General features: G+C 67.9%; 13 protein-coding genes. 8 read left to right on the top strand and 5 right to left on the bottom strand.

The features are described from left to right. Nucleotides 1-3: 3 nt before the first annotated feature. The 3 genes from H9654_RS04175 to H9654_RS04185 form a co-directional block, all read right to left on the bottom strand. The gene (locus H9654_RS04175) at nucleotides 4-918 is read right to left on the bottom strand and encodes an efflux RND transporter periplasmic adaptor subunit (protein ID WP_191769253.1); all 915 of its coding nucleotides are present in this window, start codon (nucleotides 916-918) and stop codon (nucleotides 4-6) included. After that, nucleotides 915-1124, bottom strand: coding sequence for a DUF1656 domain-containing protein (locus tag H9654_RS04180; protein WP_191769255.1), 210 nt, complete (start codon nucleotides 1122-1124; stop codon nucleotides 915-917). Before H9654_RS04180 ends, H9654_RS04175 begins: the two co-directional genes overlap by 4 nt. Before the next feature lie 100 nt (nucleotides 1125-1224). Then, nucleotides 1225-1680 carry a MarR family winged helix-turn-helix transcriptional regulator gene (locus H9654_RS04185; protein WP_101098627.1) on the bottom strand — a complete coding sequence of 152 codons (456 nt, stop codon included), beginning with the start codon at nucleotides 1678-1680 and terminating at the stop codon, nucleotides 1225-1227. A gap of 158 nt (nucleotides 1681-1838) precedes the next feature. On the opposite strand from H9654_RS04185, the gene folE reads away from it, so the two are divergent. The 4 genes from folE to H9654_RS04205 all read left to right on the top strand — a co-directional run bounded on the left by folE (nucleotide 1839) and on the right by H9654_RS04205 (nucleotide 8105). Then, nucleotides 1839-2450, top strand: coding sequence for a GTP cyclohydrolase I FolE (folE, locus tag H9654_RS04190; protein ID WP_191769257.1), 612 nt, complete (start codon nucleotides 1839-1841; stop codon nucleotides 2448-2450). 94 nt (nucleotides 2451-2544) lie between these two features. Continuing rightward, a complete protein-coding gene (locus tag H9654_RS04195; protein WP_191769259.1) occupies nucleotides 2545-4014 on the top strand; it encodes a DUF3375 domain-containing protein in 1470 nt (489 codons plus the stop codon). Further along, nucleotides 4001-4702 (top strand): DUF4194 domain-containing protein, encoded by a 702-nt coding sequence (locus tag H9654_RS04200; protein ID WP_042612174.1) that lies wholly within the window; start codon nucleotides 4001-4003, stop codon nucleotides 4700-4702. The genes H9654_RS04195 and H9654_RS04200 overlap by 14 nt, the downstream gene beginning before the upstream one ends. A 16-nt stretch (nucleotides 4703-4718) precedes the next feature. Beyond that, nucleotides 4719-8105, top strand: a complete 3387-nt coding sequence (locus H9654_RS04205) for an ATP-binding protein (RefSeq protein WP_191769261.1) — start codon at nucleotides 4719-4721, stop codon at nucleotides 8103-8105. 50 nt (nucleotides 8106-8155) lie between these two features. Here the strand turns inward: H9654_RS04205 and H9654_RS04210 are convergent, their stop codons facing one another. Beyond that, nucleotides 8156-8929, bottom strand: a complete 774-nt coding sequence (locus H9654_RS04210) for a sulfite exporter TauE/SafE family protein (protein ID WP_191769263.1) — start codon at nucleotides 8927-8929, stop codon at nucleotides 8156-8158. 91 nt (nucleotides 8930-9020) lie between these two features. Here H9654_RS04210 and H9654_RS04215 point away from each other — a divergent pair, with 91 nt between their 5' ends. From H9654_RS04215 to H9654_RS04230, 4 genes are read left to right on the top strand one after another with little or no spacing between them, the layout of a single operon-like run. Then, nucleotides 9021-9410 carry a YchJ family metal-binding protein gene (locus H9654_RS04215; protein WP_191769265.1) on the top strand — a complete coding sequence of 130 codons (390 nt, stop codon included), beginning with the start codon at nucleotides 9021-9023 and terminating at the stop codon, nucleotides 9408-9410. Nucleotides 9411-9470: 60 nt separating this feature from the next. Then, nucleotides 9471-10754, top strand: coding sequence for an ergothioneine biosynthesis protein EgtB (gene egtB, locus H9654_RS04220; RefSeq protein ID WP_191769267.1), 1284 nt, complete (start codon nucleotides 9471-9473; stop codon nucleotides 10752-10754). A gap of 10 nt (nucleotides 10755-10764) precedes the next feature. Continuing rightward, nucleotides 10765-11745: an L-histidine N(alpha)-methyltransferase gene (gene egtD, locus H9654_RS04225; protein ID WP_042612179.1), complete on the top strand. Its 981-nt coding sequence runs from the start codon at nucleotides 10765-10767 to the stop codon at nucleotides 11743-11745. 44 nt (nucleotides 11746-11789) lie between these two features. Then, nucleotides 11790-13964, top strand: a complete 2175-nt coding sequence (locus H9654_RS04230) for a lytic murein transglycosylase (protein WP_191769269.1) — start codon at nucleotides 11790-11792, stop codon at nucleotides 13962-13964. A gap of 130 nt (nucleotides 13965-14094) precedes the next feature. On the opposite strand, the gene H9654_RS04235 is transcribed toward H9654_RS04230, so the two are convergent. Next, on the bottom strand, nucleotides 14095-15282 hold the full coding sequence (locus H9654_RS04235) for a benzoate/H(+) symporter BenE family transporter (RefSeq protein ID WP_191769270.1): 1188 nt from the start codon (nucleotides 15280-15282) through the stop codon (nucleotides 14095-14097). Nucleotides 15283-15651: the final 369 nt, after the last annotated feature.

Here is a 15651-nt window from a genome sequence, read left to right on the forward strand (position 1 = left end):
GGTTCACAGGCCCGCCCGTACCGGCGCGACACCGGTCTTGTGCGCGGGATTCCCGTGGAGGTCCACGGTCACCGTGGCGGTGCGGCCGGAGATCAGCCGTACCCCGGCGGGGACCTCGTCGATGCGGATGCGCACCGGGATCCGCTGCGCCAGCCGGACCCAGTCGAAGGCCGGGGTGACGTTGGGCAGCAGGCTGCTGCCATCGGTGCGGTAGCGGTCTTCGATGCCGGCGGCGATGCTTTCCACGTGGCCGTGCAGCGCCACGTCCTCGCCCATCAGGCGGATATCCACCGGCTGGCCGGGGGCCACGCCGCGCAGGCGGGTCTCCTCGAAGTAGCCGTCCACGCGGAACGAGGTGGTATCCAGCAGGGCCAGTACCGGCTTGCCGGCGGTCACGTAGTCGCCCACGCGCACGGTGCGGTCGTTGATCTGGCCATCGGCCGGGGCACGCACTTCGGTGCGCGCCAGGTTCAGTTCGGCGAGGTCCACCGCCGCCTGCGCGGTGGCCTGTGCGGCCTGCGCGGCCTGCAGTCTGGCCCGGCGCACTTCGGCATCCTCGCCGGCCACCAGGTCCTGCAGGCTGCGATCACGGGCGATCTCGCGGCGCAGCTGGGCCACGGAGGCCTGCCGTTCGGCCAGCGAGGCGCGTGCCAGTTCCAGCGCGATCCGGTAGCGCGCGCGGTCGACCACGAACAACAGTGCGCCCTTCTTGACCGCCTGGTTGTCGCCCACGTCCACCGCTTCGACCAGCCCGGAAACATCGGGCGCGACCTGCACCACGTCGGCGCCGATGTGCGCATCGCGGGTCCAGGGTTCGTCCATGTAATGGACCCACAGCTGGCGCAGCACCAGCAGGGCCACGATCACCGCCAGCACGGTCAGCACCGGTGGCACGGCTTTGTTGATGATCTTTTTCACGATTGCATCCAACGCAGGAGGTGGAACAACCCACCCAGCACGATGCCGTACAGGGCCAGGTTGAAGAGGGCGGGGTGCCAGACCAGCCGGTAGGCGCCACTGCGTTGCAGCAGCATGCGCAGGCCGCTGTTGAGCACGTAGGCGAGCAGCATCAGCCCGAGCAGGGTCGGGACGAAGACTCCATGGAGACTGAATTCACCGGGCATCGGCAGGGATCGGGCTCAAGACGGGGAGAGGGAACGGCAACAGCAACGGGCGAACGCCGCTGGTGCATGCACGCCAGCGGCATCCCCCCGGGAACAACGCTTACGTAATGCGATCGACCGCGGCGGACAGCAGCTGCCACACCTTCAGCACCGCGCGCAGCTCGTCCATGGACAGCTCGCCGAACACGTCCTGGCGCAGCCCGATCAGCTTGTGCTCCAGCTCGCTGACCAGCGCCTGGCCTTCGTCGGTCAGCCACAGCAGGTTGGCGCGGCGGTCGCTGGCATCGCATTCGCGGCGCACCAGGCCACTGGCAGACAGCTTGTCCAGCAGGCGCACCAGCGACGGGCCTTCCAGCCCCAGCTGCTGGGCCAGGGTGACCTGGCGGATGCCGCCGCCGGAGCGGCCGATCATCAGCAGCGGCATGGTGCAGGCGGTGGAAATGCCATGGCTGCCCAATGCGGTGTCGGCCAGGCGCTGCCATTGCCGGCCTGACTGGAGCAGGCCGGAGCTGAGCTGCATCTGCAGCCGGGTACGTTCGTCGAGTGAAGTGTTCATGGCAGATAGATAGGATACTACTAATTTCATTCCTATCAATAGGGCCGCCTGTGTCCTGCCTGAACCCGTCTCATCGCGGACGGCCTGCGAGTGCTGCGGCAGGACGGCTCCCCCTCGGGTCGGCTACCATGCTCGACCCCTCCGGGATGCAGTTCGCAATGAGCAACGACAACAATTCCAAGCCGCCGCAGGGCGATGTTTCCCAGACGCAGGCCGAAGAGGCCGTGCGCACCCTGCTGCGCTGGGCCGGTGAAGACCCGACCCGCGAAGGCCTGCTGGATACCCCGCGCCGGGTCGCCGAGGCCTATGGCGACTGGTTCAGCGGCTACCGCGACGACCCGCGTGCCTACATGGAGCGCACCTTCGAAGAGGTTGCCGGCTACGACGAGCTGATCGTGCTGCGCGACATCGAATACGAAAGCCACTGCGAACATCACATGGCGCCGATCATCGGCCGCGTGCACGTCGGCTATCTGCCGGCCGGCAAGGTGGTGGGCATCAGCAAGCTGGCCCGGGTGGTGGAAGCCTATGCGCGCCGCTTCCAGGTGCAGGAAAAGATGACCGCGCAGATCGCCCAGTGCATCCAGGACGTGCTGCAGCCGATCGGCGTGGGCGTGGTGGTCGAAGGTGCCCACGAATGCATGACCACCCGCGGCATCCACAAGCGCGGCGTCAGCATGGTCACCTCCAAGATGCTGGGCAGCTTCCGCGAAGACGCCCGCACCCGCGCCGAATTCCTGCGTTTCATCGAAGTCGGCGGCAAGCGCTGATCACGCTGCCTGTGCGGTGCCGGCCCGCGTGGCCGGTGCCGTTCCAGCCGCGCGCTCGACCGCCGCTGCACGCCTATCCGGATTCCCTCGCTGCATGAAGCATCGCGAACGCATCACCCGTTACCGCCACCTGCGCGAACAACCGCAATGGAAGCTGCTCGCCGCCGACCATGCGCCGGAGATCATCGGCCTGTTGCAGGGCCTGCTGATGGACGGCGAACGCACGCTGGCCGCACCGGTGCTGCACGAGCGCCTGCAGCGCGCGCTGGACCAGCTCAACGGCGAAGAGCTCTCGCGTGAGCTGCCGCGCACCGCGCAGGCCTACGTGGCCCACTGGCTGGCCCAGGGCTGGCTGGAACGCCGCCTGCCCGAAGGTGCCGACCAGGAACAGTACGAACTGTCCACCCAGGCCTTGCAGGCGATCCGCTTTGCCGACAGCCTGGAACAAAGCCGGGTTGCCGCCACCGAAAGCCGCCTGGCGCTGGTGATCAACCAGCTGTCGCAGCTGGCCGCACAGACCGAAGCCGATCCGGATGCGCGGCTGTCCGCACTACGCGACGAGCGCGACCGCATCGATGCGGAAATCGCCCGCGTCGGCGAAGGCCGCGTTGCCGCGCTGGACGGCAAGCGCGCGCTGGAACGCGCCCGCCAGATCATCGGGCTGGCCGATGAACTGACCGAAGACTTCCGCCGCGTGCGCGATGACTTCGAACGCCTGAACCGCGAGTTCCGCGAACGTATCATCGACGACGAAGGCGAGCGCGGCGACGTGCTGTCCAAGCTGTTCGAAGGCGTGGACGTGATCGGCGAGAGCGATGCCGGCCGCAGTTTCCAGGCCTTCTGGCGCCTGCTCAACGATGCCGAACAGAGCGCGCAGCTGGACGCTGCGCTGGAATCGGTGCTGGCGCGTGGCTTCGCGCGGCGCCTGGACCGCAACGAGCGCGCCTTCCTGCGCGGCTTCACCGGCACCATGCTGGAGCGCGGCGGCCAGGTCCACGATGTGCTGCAGCACTTCGCCCGCAGCCTGCGCGGTTTCGTGCAGAGCCGCGGCTATCTGGAACAACGCCGGCTCAACCAGCTGCTGAAACAGGCGCAGGCCGAGGCACTGGCCCTGCGCGATGATTTCCCCGCCCAGCGTTCGATCGGCCGCGACCTGCAGCTGACCACCAGCCGCCTGCGTTCGTGGTCGCAGTGGAAACTGCATGATCCACGCAGCGCGCAGGTCGATGGTAGCGTGCAGCGCAACGATGCCGCCGCGATCAGCCTGGAAAGCGTGGGCGACCTGGTGGCATCGTCCGAAATCGACTTCCGTACCCTGCGCCGCGACCTGCATGACCTGCTCGGCATGCAGCCGAAGCTGAGCATTTCCCAGGCCTTGTCGCAGCGCGAAGCGCCGCAGGGACTGGGCAGCGTGATCGGCTACCTGTCGCTGGGCACGCGCTTCGGCACCGTGGTGGAGGGCGCGCAGGAGCTGGCCCACTGGCGCGGTGGCGATGGCCAATGGCGGCGTGCCCGCATCCCGCTGGTTTGGTTCACCCAGGAGAAACGCCATGAGCTGGAATGAAGATCCGATCGAATCCTCCCGCCTGGGCGAGGGCGAGGATGCCTTCGACGCCGAGCCGGTGGTGGTCACCCCGTTGCCACGCCGCAACAATGACGTGCTGTACCTGGGCGATACCGGCCGGCTGCCGCAGGACGCGCGCCGCGCGCTGTGCCAGCTGCTGATCGGCCCGAGCATCGATCAGCAGCGCCACGCCAAGCTGTGGCCGGCGCTGTTGCGCAATGAAGCCGCCATCCGCACCTCCCTGTCCGACCTGTTCCTGGAACTGGTGCTGGACCGCGAGAGTGGCGTTGCCTTCACCCGCCAGGCCGATACCGAAGACCTGGATTCGCCGGTGCTGCTGCGCACCTCGCCGCTGACCTTCATCGACTCGGTGCTGCTGCTGTATCTGCGCCAGCAACTGGGCGAGGCCGATGCCCGCGGCAACCGCGCGGTGGTCGCCGATGCGGAGATGGCCGAGGCCCTGGCGGTATACGAAAAGAACCTGTCCACCGACCGCGCCGGTTTCAACCGCCGCGTGGCCAGTGCCGTGCAGAAGATGAAGGACAACCACATCCTGACCCGCCTGGCGGGCCAGGAAGACCGCCACGAAGTCTCTCCCGCATTGAAGCTGCTGTTCTCTGCAGAAGACGTCTCCGCGCTGTCGGCGGTGTACCGCCAGCTGCGCGAAACCCCGGCTGCCGAAGCCTGATCCCAGCGAGCACGCCATGGCCATTTCCAAGCACACTCCCGCCCTGTTCACCGAAGGCCTGCCGGACCCGCGCACGCAGCAGTTCCGCATGCGCCGCCTGCAGGTACACAACTGGGGTACCTTCAACGGCCTGACCGAAGTGCCGATCGCCGAGCGCGGCTTCCTGTTCGTGGGCCGCTCCGGCTCGGGCAAGTCGACCCTGCTCGATGCAATGTCCGCGCTGCTGGTGCCGCCGGCCATCGTCGACTTCAACGCCGCCGCGCGCGAAGCCGAGCGCAGTGGCCGCGACCGCAACCTGGTGTCCTACGTGCGTGGCGCCTGGGCCGACCAGCAGGACCGCGGCACCGGCGAGATCGCCACCCAGTACCTGCGCAAGGGCGCCACCTGGACCGCGCTGGTGCTGGAATACCGCGCCGGCGATGGCCGCGTGGTCAGCCTGGTGCGGTTGTTTTGGATCGCCGGCAACGGCGCCACCGCTGGCGATGTGCGCAAGCACTACCTGGTGGCCGAGCGCCCGTTCGACATCGCCAAGGATCTCGGCGGCTTCGACCTGGACCTGCGCAAGCTGAAGCAGAAGCTGGCCGACGTGCACCACTTCGACAGCTTCGCCGGTTACGCCGAGCGCTTCCGTCACCTGCTCGGCATCGACAACGAGATGGCGCTGCGCCTGCTGCACAAGACCCAGTCGGCCAAGAACCTCGGTGACCTCAACGTCTTCCTGCGCGACTTCATGCTCGATACGCCGAAGACCTTTGACGCCGCCGAACGGCTGGTCAACGACTTCGCCGAACTGGATGGCGCGCACCAGGCCGTGGTCACCGCACGCCGCCAGGTGGAAACCCTGCTGCCGGCGCGCGAGCACTACGGCGAACTGAAGCAGATCAAGCGCCGCCGCAGTGACGATGAAGTGCTGAAGCTGGGCATCGACAGTTTCCGCGAGTCGCGCCGCCAGCAGTTGATCGATGCGCGCCTGCGTGAACTCGACACCCGCGACCGTGGCCTGCTGGGCGAGGAATCCCAGCGCCGCGCCGCGCTCGACAACCACACCGCCAAGCTGGGCGAGCTGGAGCTGCAGCGGCGCCAGCAGGGCGGTGAGCGGATCGAGGAACTGGAACGCGAACAGGGCCGCGCCGAAGCCGAGCGCGACCGTCGCCAGGCCAAGCAGGCCCAGGCCCGCGATGCCGCCGGACAGCTGCAACAGGCGCTGCCCGAGGATGCACATGGCTTCGCCGCACTGGTGGAACAGGCCTCGACCGAACTGCTGGACCGCAAGCGCGCCTCCTCGGCGCTGGATGATGCGATCAGCGAACGGCTGGGTGGCCGGCGCGATGACGAGCGCCGCTTCGGCGACGTGCGTGCCGAGCTGGATGCCATGCAGCGCAATACCTCCAGCATCCCCGCGCCGCTGCAGAAACTGCGCGCACGGCTGGTGGAGGAAACCGGCCTGCCCGAGGCGGCGCTGCCGTTCGTCGGCGAGCTGATCCAGGTGCGCGAGGATGACCTGCCGTGGCAGGGCGCCATCGAGCGCGTGCTGTTCGGTTTCGCGCAGTCGCTGCTGGTCGACGACAAGCATTACAACGAGGTCGCCGACTGGGTGAACCGCACCCACCTCGGCATGCGCTTCACCTATTACCGCGTGCGTCGCAACGACGAAGCATTCGCGCGCGATCCGTCGCCGCGGTCGCTGCTGCACAAGCTGGAACTGCGCGACCACGTGTTCGAAGGCTGGCTGCGGCGCGAGCTGGGCAAGCGCTTTGATTATGAGTGCGTGGACGCGCGCCAGCTGCGCAACGTCGACCGCGGCATCACCCGCGAAGGCCAGGTCAAGCATCCGGGCGACCGCTTCGAGAAGGATGACCGCAGCGCGGTGACCGACCGCCGCCGCTGGCTGTTGGGCTTCAACAACCGCGACAAGCTGGCCGTGTACGAAAAGGAAGCGCAGGAGCTGGCGAAGCGGATCGCCGGCTGCGACGAAGACGTCGCGCGGCTGCGTGCGCAGCGCGATCTCGATAATGAGCGCCGCCTGGCCTGCCACCAGTTGGCCGGCATCGGCTGGGACGAGATCGACGTCGCCACCCCGCAGCAGCGCCTGGTCGACATCGAAGCCACCCTGCGCGACCTGCGCGAAGGCAACGCGGACCTGGAAAAGCTGGCCCGGCAGATCGACGCGGCGCGTTCGGACATCGAACAGGCGCGACGCACCTACGAAGATACCCGTGTCGAGCGCGGCCAGCTGGTGAAGGAGCGCGACCGCCTGGACCGTGCCCGCCAGCAGAGCCGTGCACTGGTGCTGCCGACACTGGGCGCCACCCAGGAAGTGGGCCTGCAGGAACGCCTGGAAGCGTTCGGTGTGCTCAGCCTGGAAACGCTGGAGGCGCACATGCGCCAGGTCAGCAACGCGCTGAACGAATCGCTGTCGTCCTCGCAACAGGACGTCAACCGGGTCGAGAACCAGCTGCTGGGCTGCTTCCGCCGCTTCGTGCAGGGCTGGCCGGAAGAGTCCGGCGACTTCACCGTATCAGTGGCATCGGCCGATGATTTCCTGGCCCGCCTGGAGCGTCTGGAACGCGACGGCCTGCCACAGCACGAGGAACGTTTCTTCGACCTGCTGCAGAACCAGAGCAAGAACAACCTGCTGGCCCTGCAGCGGCACAGCGCCGAGGCGCGCAAGTCGATCGGCCAGCGCCTGGATGAGGTCAACGCCAGCCTGGAACAGGTGCCGTTCAACCGCGGCACCCTGCTGACCATCGAGCTCAGCGACCGCCGCCTGCCGGAAGTGCTGGAGTTCCACCAGCACCTGCGCGAGGTGCTGTCCCAGCAGCAGACCGAACAGCGCGAACTGGCCGAAGCCCAGTTCGCCGTGCTGCGCCAGCTGGTCACCCGGCTGGGTTCGTCCGAAGGCGAAGACAAGCGCTGGCGTGAGCTGGTGCTGGACGTGCGCATGCACGTGGAGTTCATCGGCGTGGAACTGGATGCCGCCACCCGCCAGCAGGTCGAGATCTACCGTAGTGGCGCGGGCAAGTCCGGTGGCCAGCGGCAGAAGCTCGCCACCACCTGTCTGGCGGCAGCGCTGCGTTACCAGCTCGGTGGCGCCGATGGCCAGCTGCCGAGCTACGCTGCGGTGGTGCTCGATGAGGCCTTCGACAAGGCCGACAACGAGTTCACCGCGCTGGCGATGAACATCTTCGACAACTTCGGTTTCCAGATGGTGGTCGCCACCCCGCTGAAATCGGTGATGACGCTGGAGCCGTTCATCGGCGGCGCCTGCTTCGTGGAGATCAGTGGCCGCCACGATTCCGGCGTCCTGCTGATTGAATACGATGAAGAAGCAAAGCGCCTGAAACTGCCCGAACGCAGCCGCCAGCAGGCCAACGAACCCGAGCCCGAACAAGCCGACGCGTGATGCTGCGGCAACGGTAGCGCCGAGCCATGCTCGGCGAGCGCAGCGGGGTGTCAGGCAAACGTATCCCACCCCATCCGCGCGATCAGCACCACCACCAGGCCCACGAACAGCTTGCGGATGAACGGCGTTCCGCCGCGCAAGGCCAGCCGCGTGCCCACCACCGAGCCCACGATGTTGGCCACCGCCATCGGTACGGCGAACAGCAGCAACACGTTGCCGGTGGGCACGAAGAACGACAGCGCAGCGAAGTTGGTCGACAGGTTGACCACCTTCGACGCCGCCGAGGCGCGCAGGAAATCCAGACCGAAGAAGCGGACGAACAGGAAGATCAGGAAGCTGCCGGTGCCCGGCCCGAAGAAGCCGTCGTAGAAGCCGATCGCCGCACCGATCGCCAGCGCGATCACCAGCTCGCGGCGGCCCACCTCGCGCGGGCGGTGCAGCGCGCCGAAATCCTTCTTCCACAGCGTGTAGCCCAGCATCGCCACCAGCAGCACCAGCACCAGCGGGCGCACCGCATCCTTGGGCAGCAGGCTGACCGCCGTCGCGCCCAGGAACGAAAAGACGAAGGCCGTGGCCGCCGCGAACAGCACCGGTCGCCACGGGAAGCGCACGTTGCGCGCATAGCGCCAGGCCGCCGCCCCGGTTCCGAAGGCCGAGCTGAATTTGTTGGTGCCAAACAGCAGGGCGGGGGAGTGCTGCGGCAGCACCGTGAACAGTCCCGGCAGCTGCACCAGCCCGCCGCCCCCGACCGCCGCATCGACCAGACCGGCAATGAAGGCGATGGCCACCAGCCACCAGAGTTCGGGGGGGATCATGTCCAGCACGGATCAGGCCTGCAGTAGGGGGCCGACAGGATACGCCCACCCCGCGGTGGCCCGCCGGTCCGCCGCGCAGCGGCCGTGCAAAAATAGCGGCATGAGCCAGACTGCCCCCGATACCTGCCCCTGCGACCTCGGCAAGCCCTATGCCGACTGCTGCGGCCGTTGCCATGCAGGCGAACCGGCGGCCGATGCCGCCACCCTGATGCGCTCGCGCTACAGCGCCTACGTGCTGCAGCGTGCCCACTACCTGCTCTCCAGCTGGCACCCCGATACCCGTCCGGCGGAGCTCTCCCTGGACGAGGCCCCCGGCCAGCGCACCCGGTGGCTGGGCCTGACCGTGCATGAGCACCAGCAGGACGGCGACCGCGCGCAGGTGCGCTTCACCGCGCGCTACCGCATCGGCGGCGGCAGTGCGGTCAAGATGACCGAGCACAGCCGCTTCCAGCGCATCGGCGGGAACTGGTTCTACCTGGACGCGCTGTAGCAGCCCGGCCGCAGCCGTCGATGACGTGGTCCTCACCGCGGCTGACCCAAGCTTCCTGTCGTGAACAGCCTGCTCGCCACCGCCCCCGTGAACCCTTCCCGCCATGCCGCCCTGGCCGACTTCTACGTCCACGTGCGCCAACGCAGCGTAGCGCTTGCTGCCCCGCTCAGTGCCGAGGACGCGATGGTGCAGAGCATGGCCGACGCCAGCCCCACCAAGTGGCACCTTGCCCACACCACGTGGTTCTTCGAACGCTTCGTGCTGGGCACGCAGCGGGGCTACCAGCCGCTGCAGCCCGACTGGCATTTCCTGTTCAACAGCTACTACGAAACCATCGGCCCGGCACACGCGCGGCCGCAGCGTGGCCTGCTGTCCCGGCCCAGCCTGGAGCAGGTGCGCGATTACCGCGAACGTATCGATGGCCAGGTGCTGCGCTTGTTGCACGACGGTGTACTGGCGGATGACACACTGGACCATCTTCAGCTCGGCCTGCACCACGAACAACAGCATCAGGAACTGCTGCTGACCGATATCAAGCACGCGCTGTGGAGCAATCCGCTGCAGCCGGCCTACCGCGATGACCTGGCCACCGTGGCCGGCGCGGCCACGCCGATGCAGTGGATCGACAGCCCGGAGCGCATCGCGTGGATCGGCGCCCACGCTTGGCCCGCCGATGCCGATTTCGCCTACGACAACGAATCCCCGCGCCACCGCGTGCTGGTGCCTGCCCATGCGCTGGCCAACCGGCCGGCCAGCAACGCCGAGTTCGCCGCCTTCATCGCCGATGGCGGCTACCAGCAGGTGCAGCTGTGGATGAGCGAGGGCTGGTCATTGAACCAGGCCCAGCAGTGGCGCCATCCGCTGTACTGGGATGACGCGCTGGAGCGCGAATACACCCTCGGCGGCTGGCGTGCGCTGGATCCGCACGCGCCGGTCTGCCATATCAGTTATTACGAAGCCGATGCCTACGCCCGCTGGGCCGGCGCGCGCCTGCCCACCGAGTTCGAGTGGGAAGCATCCGCCAGCCAGCACGCCCCTGATGGCCATTTCGTCGACGACGATCGCCTGCACCCGTCCGCGCCACGCGGAGCGGATGGCCTGCAGCAGCTGCACGGCGATGTCTGGGAATGGACCAGCAGCGCCTACGGCCCCTATCCCGGTTTCGCCACCTTCCCGGGCAGCCTCGGCGAATACAACGGCAAGTTCATGTGTGGCCAGTGGATCCTGCGTGGCGGCAGCTGCGCCACCCCACGCGGCCACGTGCGCGCCAGCTACCGCAATTTCTTCGACCCCTCCGCACGCTGGCAGTTTTCCGGCGTGCGCCTGGCAAAGGCCCTTCAATGAGCAACGTCCCATGAGTACCGTACACGCCGCGCGCCAGGCGCTGACCGACCTGACCCCCAGCCGCGAGCGGGTGCTGTCCGACGCCATCGCAGGCCTGTCAGCGCAGCCGCCGCGGCTGCCCTCGAAATACTTCTACGATGCAGCGGGTTCGGCCCTGTTCGAACAGATCACCCGCACCCCGGAGTACTACCCGACCCGGACCGAGCTGGCGTTGCTGGAACAGTCCCTGCCGCGTATCGCGCAGAAGGTCGGTCCGCGCGTGCACGTGGTGGAGCTGGGCAGTGGCAGCGGCCGCAAGACCACGCTGCTGCTGGAGGCGCTTGACGGACCGGTGGCCTACACCCCGATCGAGATCTCGCGCGCCGCCCTGCTGTCGAGCATCGACCACCTGGCACCGGCCCATCCGGACATCGAGATGCTGCCGGTCTGTGCCGATTTCACCCAGCCGGTAGACCTGCCCGAGCCCGAAGAAGAAGCCGCGCGGCGCCTGCTTTTTTTCCCCGGTTCGACCCTGGGCAACTTCGAGCACGATGAAGCGGTGGTCCTGCTGCGCGCCATGCGCCAGACCATGGGCGAAGACGGACTGGCGCTGATCGGCGTGGACCTGCACAAGGACACCGCTACGCTGGAAGCGGCCTACAACGATGCGGCCGGGGTCACTGCCGCCTTCACCCTCAACCTGCTCAAGCGCCTCAACCAGCAGGTCGGCAGCGATTTCGACCTGCAGGCTTTCCACCACCGTGCACGCTACAGCGTGCCGCGGCTGCGCATTGAAACCCAGCTGGTCAGTGACCGCGACCAGGAGGTGACCCTTGATGGCCACCGGTTCCGGTTCGCCGCAGGCGACGCCATCCAGGTGGAATACAGCCACAAGTACACCGACGAAAGCCTGCAGCAGCTGCTTGATGCGGCCGGGCTTGAGGTGATCGGACGCTGGGACACCGTGGCGCCACAACCGGCCTTCGGCCTGCGCCTGCTGCGTCGCCGCTGATTCTTCCGTGCCGTTATGATGCAGGGGCCATGGCGGCACGGAGGATGACCATGACCACCCGCTCGCTGATCCTGCTCGCCACGTTGCTGGCCAGCCCGCTGGCGACCGCGCAGCAGCCCGACCCCGCGTTTGCTTCCTGCCTGTCGACCCTGCAGGCCAGCGCGGCAGGGCAGGGCATTCCGGCCGAGCGCTTCAGCGCGCTGATGGCCGGCGTGCAGCCGGATCCTTCCGTGCTGGAGCTGCTGGATGCCCAGCCCGAGTTCACCACGCCGATCTGGGATTACCTGGCTGCGCTGGTCGACGAACAGCGGGTGGACGACGGCCGCGCCATGCTGGCCCAGCACCGCGCACTGCTGCAGCAGGTGTCCGCCGAGTACGGCGTGGACCCGGCCACCATCGTGGCGGTGTGGGGCGTGGAAAGTGATTACGGCCGCGTGTTCGGCAAGCGCCCGTTGCTGCAGTCGTTGTCCACGCTGTCCTGCGCGGGCCGGCGCCAGTCGTTCTTCCGTGGGGAACTGCTGTCACTGCTCAAGCTGATCGACCGGGGCGACCTGCGCGGCGAGGGCCTGGTGGGCTCCTGGGCCGGTGCCTTCGGGCATACCCAGTTCATGCCGAGTACCTATGCGCGTATCGCGGTGGACGGTGACGGCGATGGCCGCCGCGACCTGGTGGGCAGCATCCCGGACGCGCTGGCCTCTACTGCGAATTACCTCAAGCGTGCCGGCTGGCGCAGCGGCGAGGCGTGGGGCATGGAAGTCCGCGTACCCGCTGGCTTCAGCGTCGCGCAGGCCGGGCGCACCCAGCGCCGGCCGCTGCCGGAGTGGAAAGCGCTGGGCGTGACCACCCTGCAGGGCGAGGCCATCGCAGCCGCCGGGCTGCCCGCTGACGCCCGCGCGGCGCTGCTGCTGCCGGCCGGAAACACTGGACCGGCGCTGCTGGTGTTCCGCAACTACGACGCGATCTACAGCTACAACGCGGCAGAGAGCTACGCGCTGGCCATCGCCACGCTGGCTGACCGGCTGCGTGGCGGGGCCGGCCTGGCGACCGCCTGGCCCACCGATGATCCGGGCCTGGGACGCCGCGAACGCCGCCAGCTGCAGGCGCTGCTGGCCGCGCGCGGGCATGATATCGGCCAAGTCGACGGCATGATCGGTACCGCCAGCCGCCGTGCGATCCAGGCCGAGCAGCAACGCCTGGGATGGACGCCGCTGGATGGACGCGCCGGCCGCCGCATCCTGCAGGCATTGCAGGCCGAGCCAGCCACTGTCGCCGCGCCGGCCGCCAGCCGCTTCATCCTTCCTTCCAACTACAACACGCTGGTGCAGTCGCCAGCGGTGCGGAGTGCATCCAAGGTGCAACAGATCCAAGGCGTGACCAGTGGCCGGTTCCAGGGGCTTGATGCGTGGCTCATCCAGACCCCGCAGGGCAGCGCTGCGATCAGTGTGTTTGGTGGCCAGCTGCTGTCCTTCGTGCCCAAGGGCGGCAAGGACGTGATGTGGCTGTCGCCCCGTCGTGCTGAACTGCCGACGCCGATCCGCGGTGGCAGCCCGGTGTGCTGGCCGTACTTCGGCCGCCAGGGGCAGTCCAATGACGTGCCCGCACATGGCTTCGTACGTACCCTGCCGTGGGAGTTGAAGCAGGCGCGCGCGCTGGCCGACGGCAGCATCGAGCTCACCCTGGCACCACCGGTGCTGGACAACCTGTCACTGCGCCTGCAGATGGTGGTGACCATCGGGGCGACCCTGACCCAGCGGCTGATCACCGACAACACCGGCACCGCGCCGGCGACGATCAGCCAGGCGCTGCACAACTACTTCCGCGTTGGTGATGCCGGGCGCGTGGACGTGGAGGGTGTAGACGGCCTGGACTACCTGGACAAGTACGAGAACTACGCCCAGGCGCGCCGCCAGCAGGGGCCATGGAACCTGCGCGATCCGCGCGATCCCGGCCGCAGTGACCGCATCTATACACAGGCCGGGGGCCGCTACGTACTGCACGATCCGGTGTTGAAGCGACGCATCACCCTGGAAACGCAGGGCAGCCGTTCGCTGGTGGCCTGGAACCCGGGGGCAGAAGCGGCCGCCAGGATGGCCGACGTCGGTGATGGCTGGCGCGACTACGTCTGCCTGGAGGCGGCCAACGCGGGCCCGGACGTGGTGACGATCCCGGCCGGCGGCCGCCACGTGCTGCAGCAGACCCTGTCGGTGCAGCCGCTGTAACGAACCAGCGCGTTCGATCCGCGGCGCCGTCATGCCTGTCAGCCCGGTAGCGCCGAGCCATGCTCGGCGGAATCTGTCAGGCATCACGATGCTGTGCCCGGGCCGCCGATCCTGGCTCGGCGCTACCGGCTTACGCCACCGCCCGCGGGCGCAGCACCAGCAAGGTCACCGCGCCGGCCACCAGTCCCCAGAATGCCGAGCCGATCCCCCACAGCGACATACCGGACGCGGTAACCAGGAAGGTCACCAACGCGGCCTCACGGTCGCGCTCCACCGCCAGTGCGGTTGCCAGGCTGTTGCCGATGGTGCCGAACAACGCAATACCGGCCACGCAGGCAATCAGTTCCTTCGGGAAGGCAGCGAACAGCGCAGCCACCGTGGCCCCGAACACACCAACCACGATATAGAACGCACCCGCCGCCATGGCGGCGGTGTAGCGTCGGGCCGGATCCTCGTGTGCCTCGCGGCCCATGCAGATCGCCGCCGTGATCGCGGCCAGGTTCAATGCGAAAGCACCGAACGGCGCCAGCACCGCGTTGACCACGCCGATCCAGCCGATCAGCGGCGACACCGGTGCCTGGTAGCCCGAAGCACGGATCACCGCGACCCCAGGGATGTTCTGCGAGGCCATGGTCACCACGAACAGGGGCAGCGCAACGCTGGCCACCGCCGCCCAGCTCAGCCGTGGCGTGGTCCACACCGGCAGCGCGAGCTGCAGTTCAATGCCCTGCAGGTGCAGCTGTCCGCTGCCGAGCGCCACCGCGATGCCCACCATAAGGGTCGCAATCACCGCATAGCGGGGCAGCAGGCGCCGCGCCAGCAACCAGCTGCCGAACATCGCCAGCGCCATCAGCAGCTGTGTCTGCATGGAGACGAAGACCTCCAGCCCGAAGCGCAGCAGCACGCCTGCCAGCATGCCGGCGGCCAAAGCCATCGGCACGCGCTGCATCAGTCTGGCGAACACCCCCGAGAACCCCAGCACCGCGCCGAGCACGGCAGCCAGCAGGAAGGCGCCGATCGCCTCAGGCAAGCTGACCCCGCCGGGACCCACCACCAGCATCGCCGCGCCCGGGGTGGACCATGCGCTGACGACCGGGATCCGGTAACGCAGCGACAGACCGATGCAGGTCACGCCCATGCCCAGCCCCAACGCCCACATCCAGGACGCGATCTCCTGCTGGTCCGCCCCCACGGACTGGGCGGCCTGGAACACGATCACCGCCGAACTGGCGAACCCCACCAGTACGGTAATGAAGCCGGCGACAACGGCGGGCACGGAGAGGTCGCGCCACCATGCGCGCGTGGGGACTGCATCCATTGTCGTGTTGATCCGGAGGGGTAGCGTGCATTGATACCTGCTGCGCTGCCGTGCGCGCAACGCGTGCCGGAGCACGTGCAGCACATGCGCTGTCATCAAAATGAAAAAAGGTGTTGACGAATCCTGCAGGATCTCTACAATTCGCTCCCTCGCTGCAACGCAACGATTTCTTCGGAAACCAGAGCGGAAACAGCACGCCACCACCGCCGAACGATTCAATCGAACGAAGGTGTTGACGGACTGAAAAAGTCCGGCATAATAGGCGGCTCGCAACGACGAAACGCCTTCGGGTCGGACGTCGAAGCAGCAGAGTCAACAACGCTTCGCTCCGGCGAAACGGCCTTGAAAAAAGGTGTTGACGAAGCGGAA

It is taken from the genome of Stenotrophomonas lacuserhaii (assembly GCF_014836545.1).
In the GTDB taxonomy this organism is placed as follows: domain Bacteria; phylum Pseudomonadota; class Gammaproteobacteria; order Xanthomonadales; family Xanthomonadaceae; genus Stenotrophomonas; species Stenotrophomonas lacuserhaii.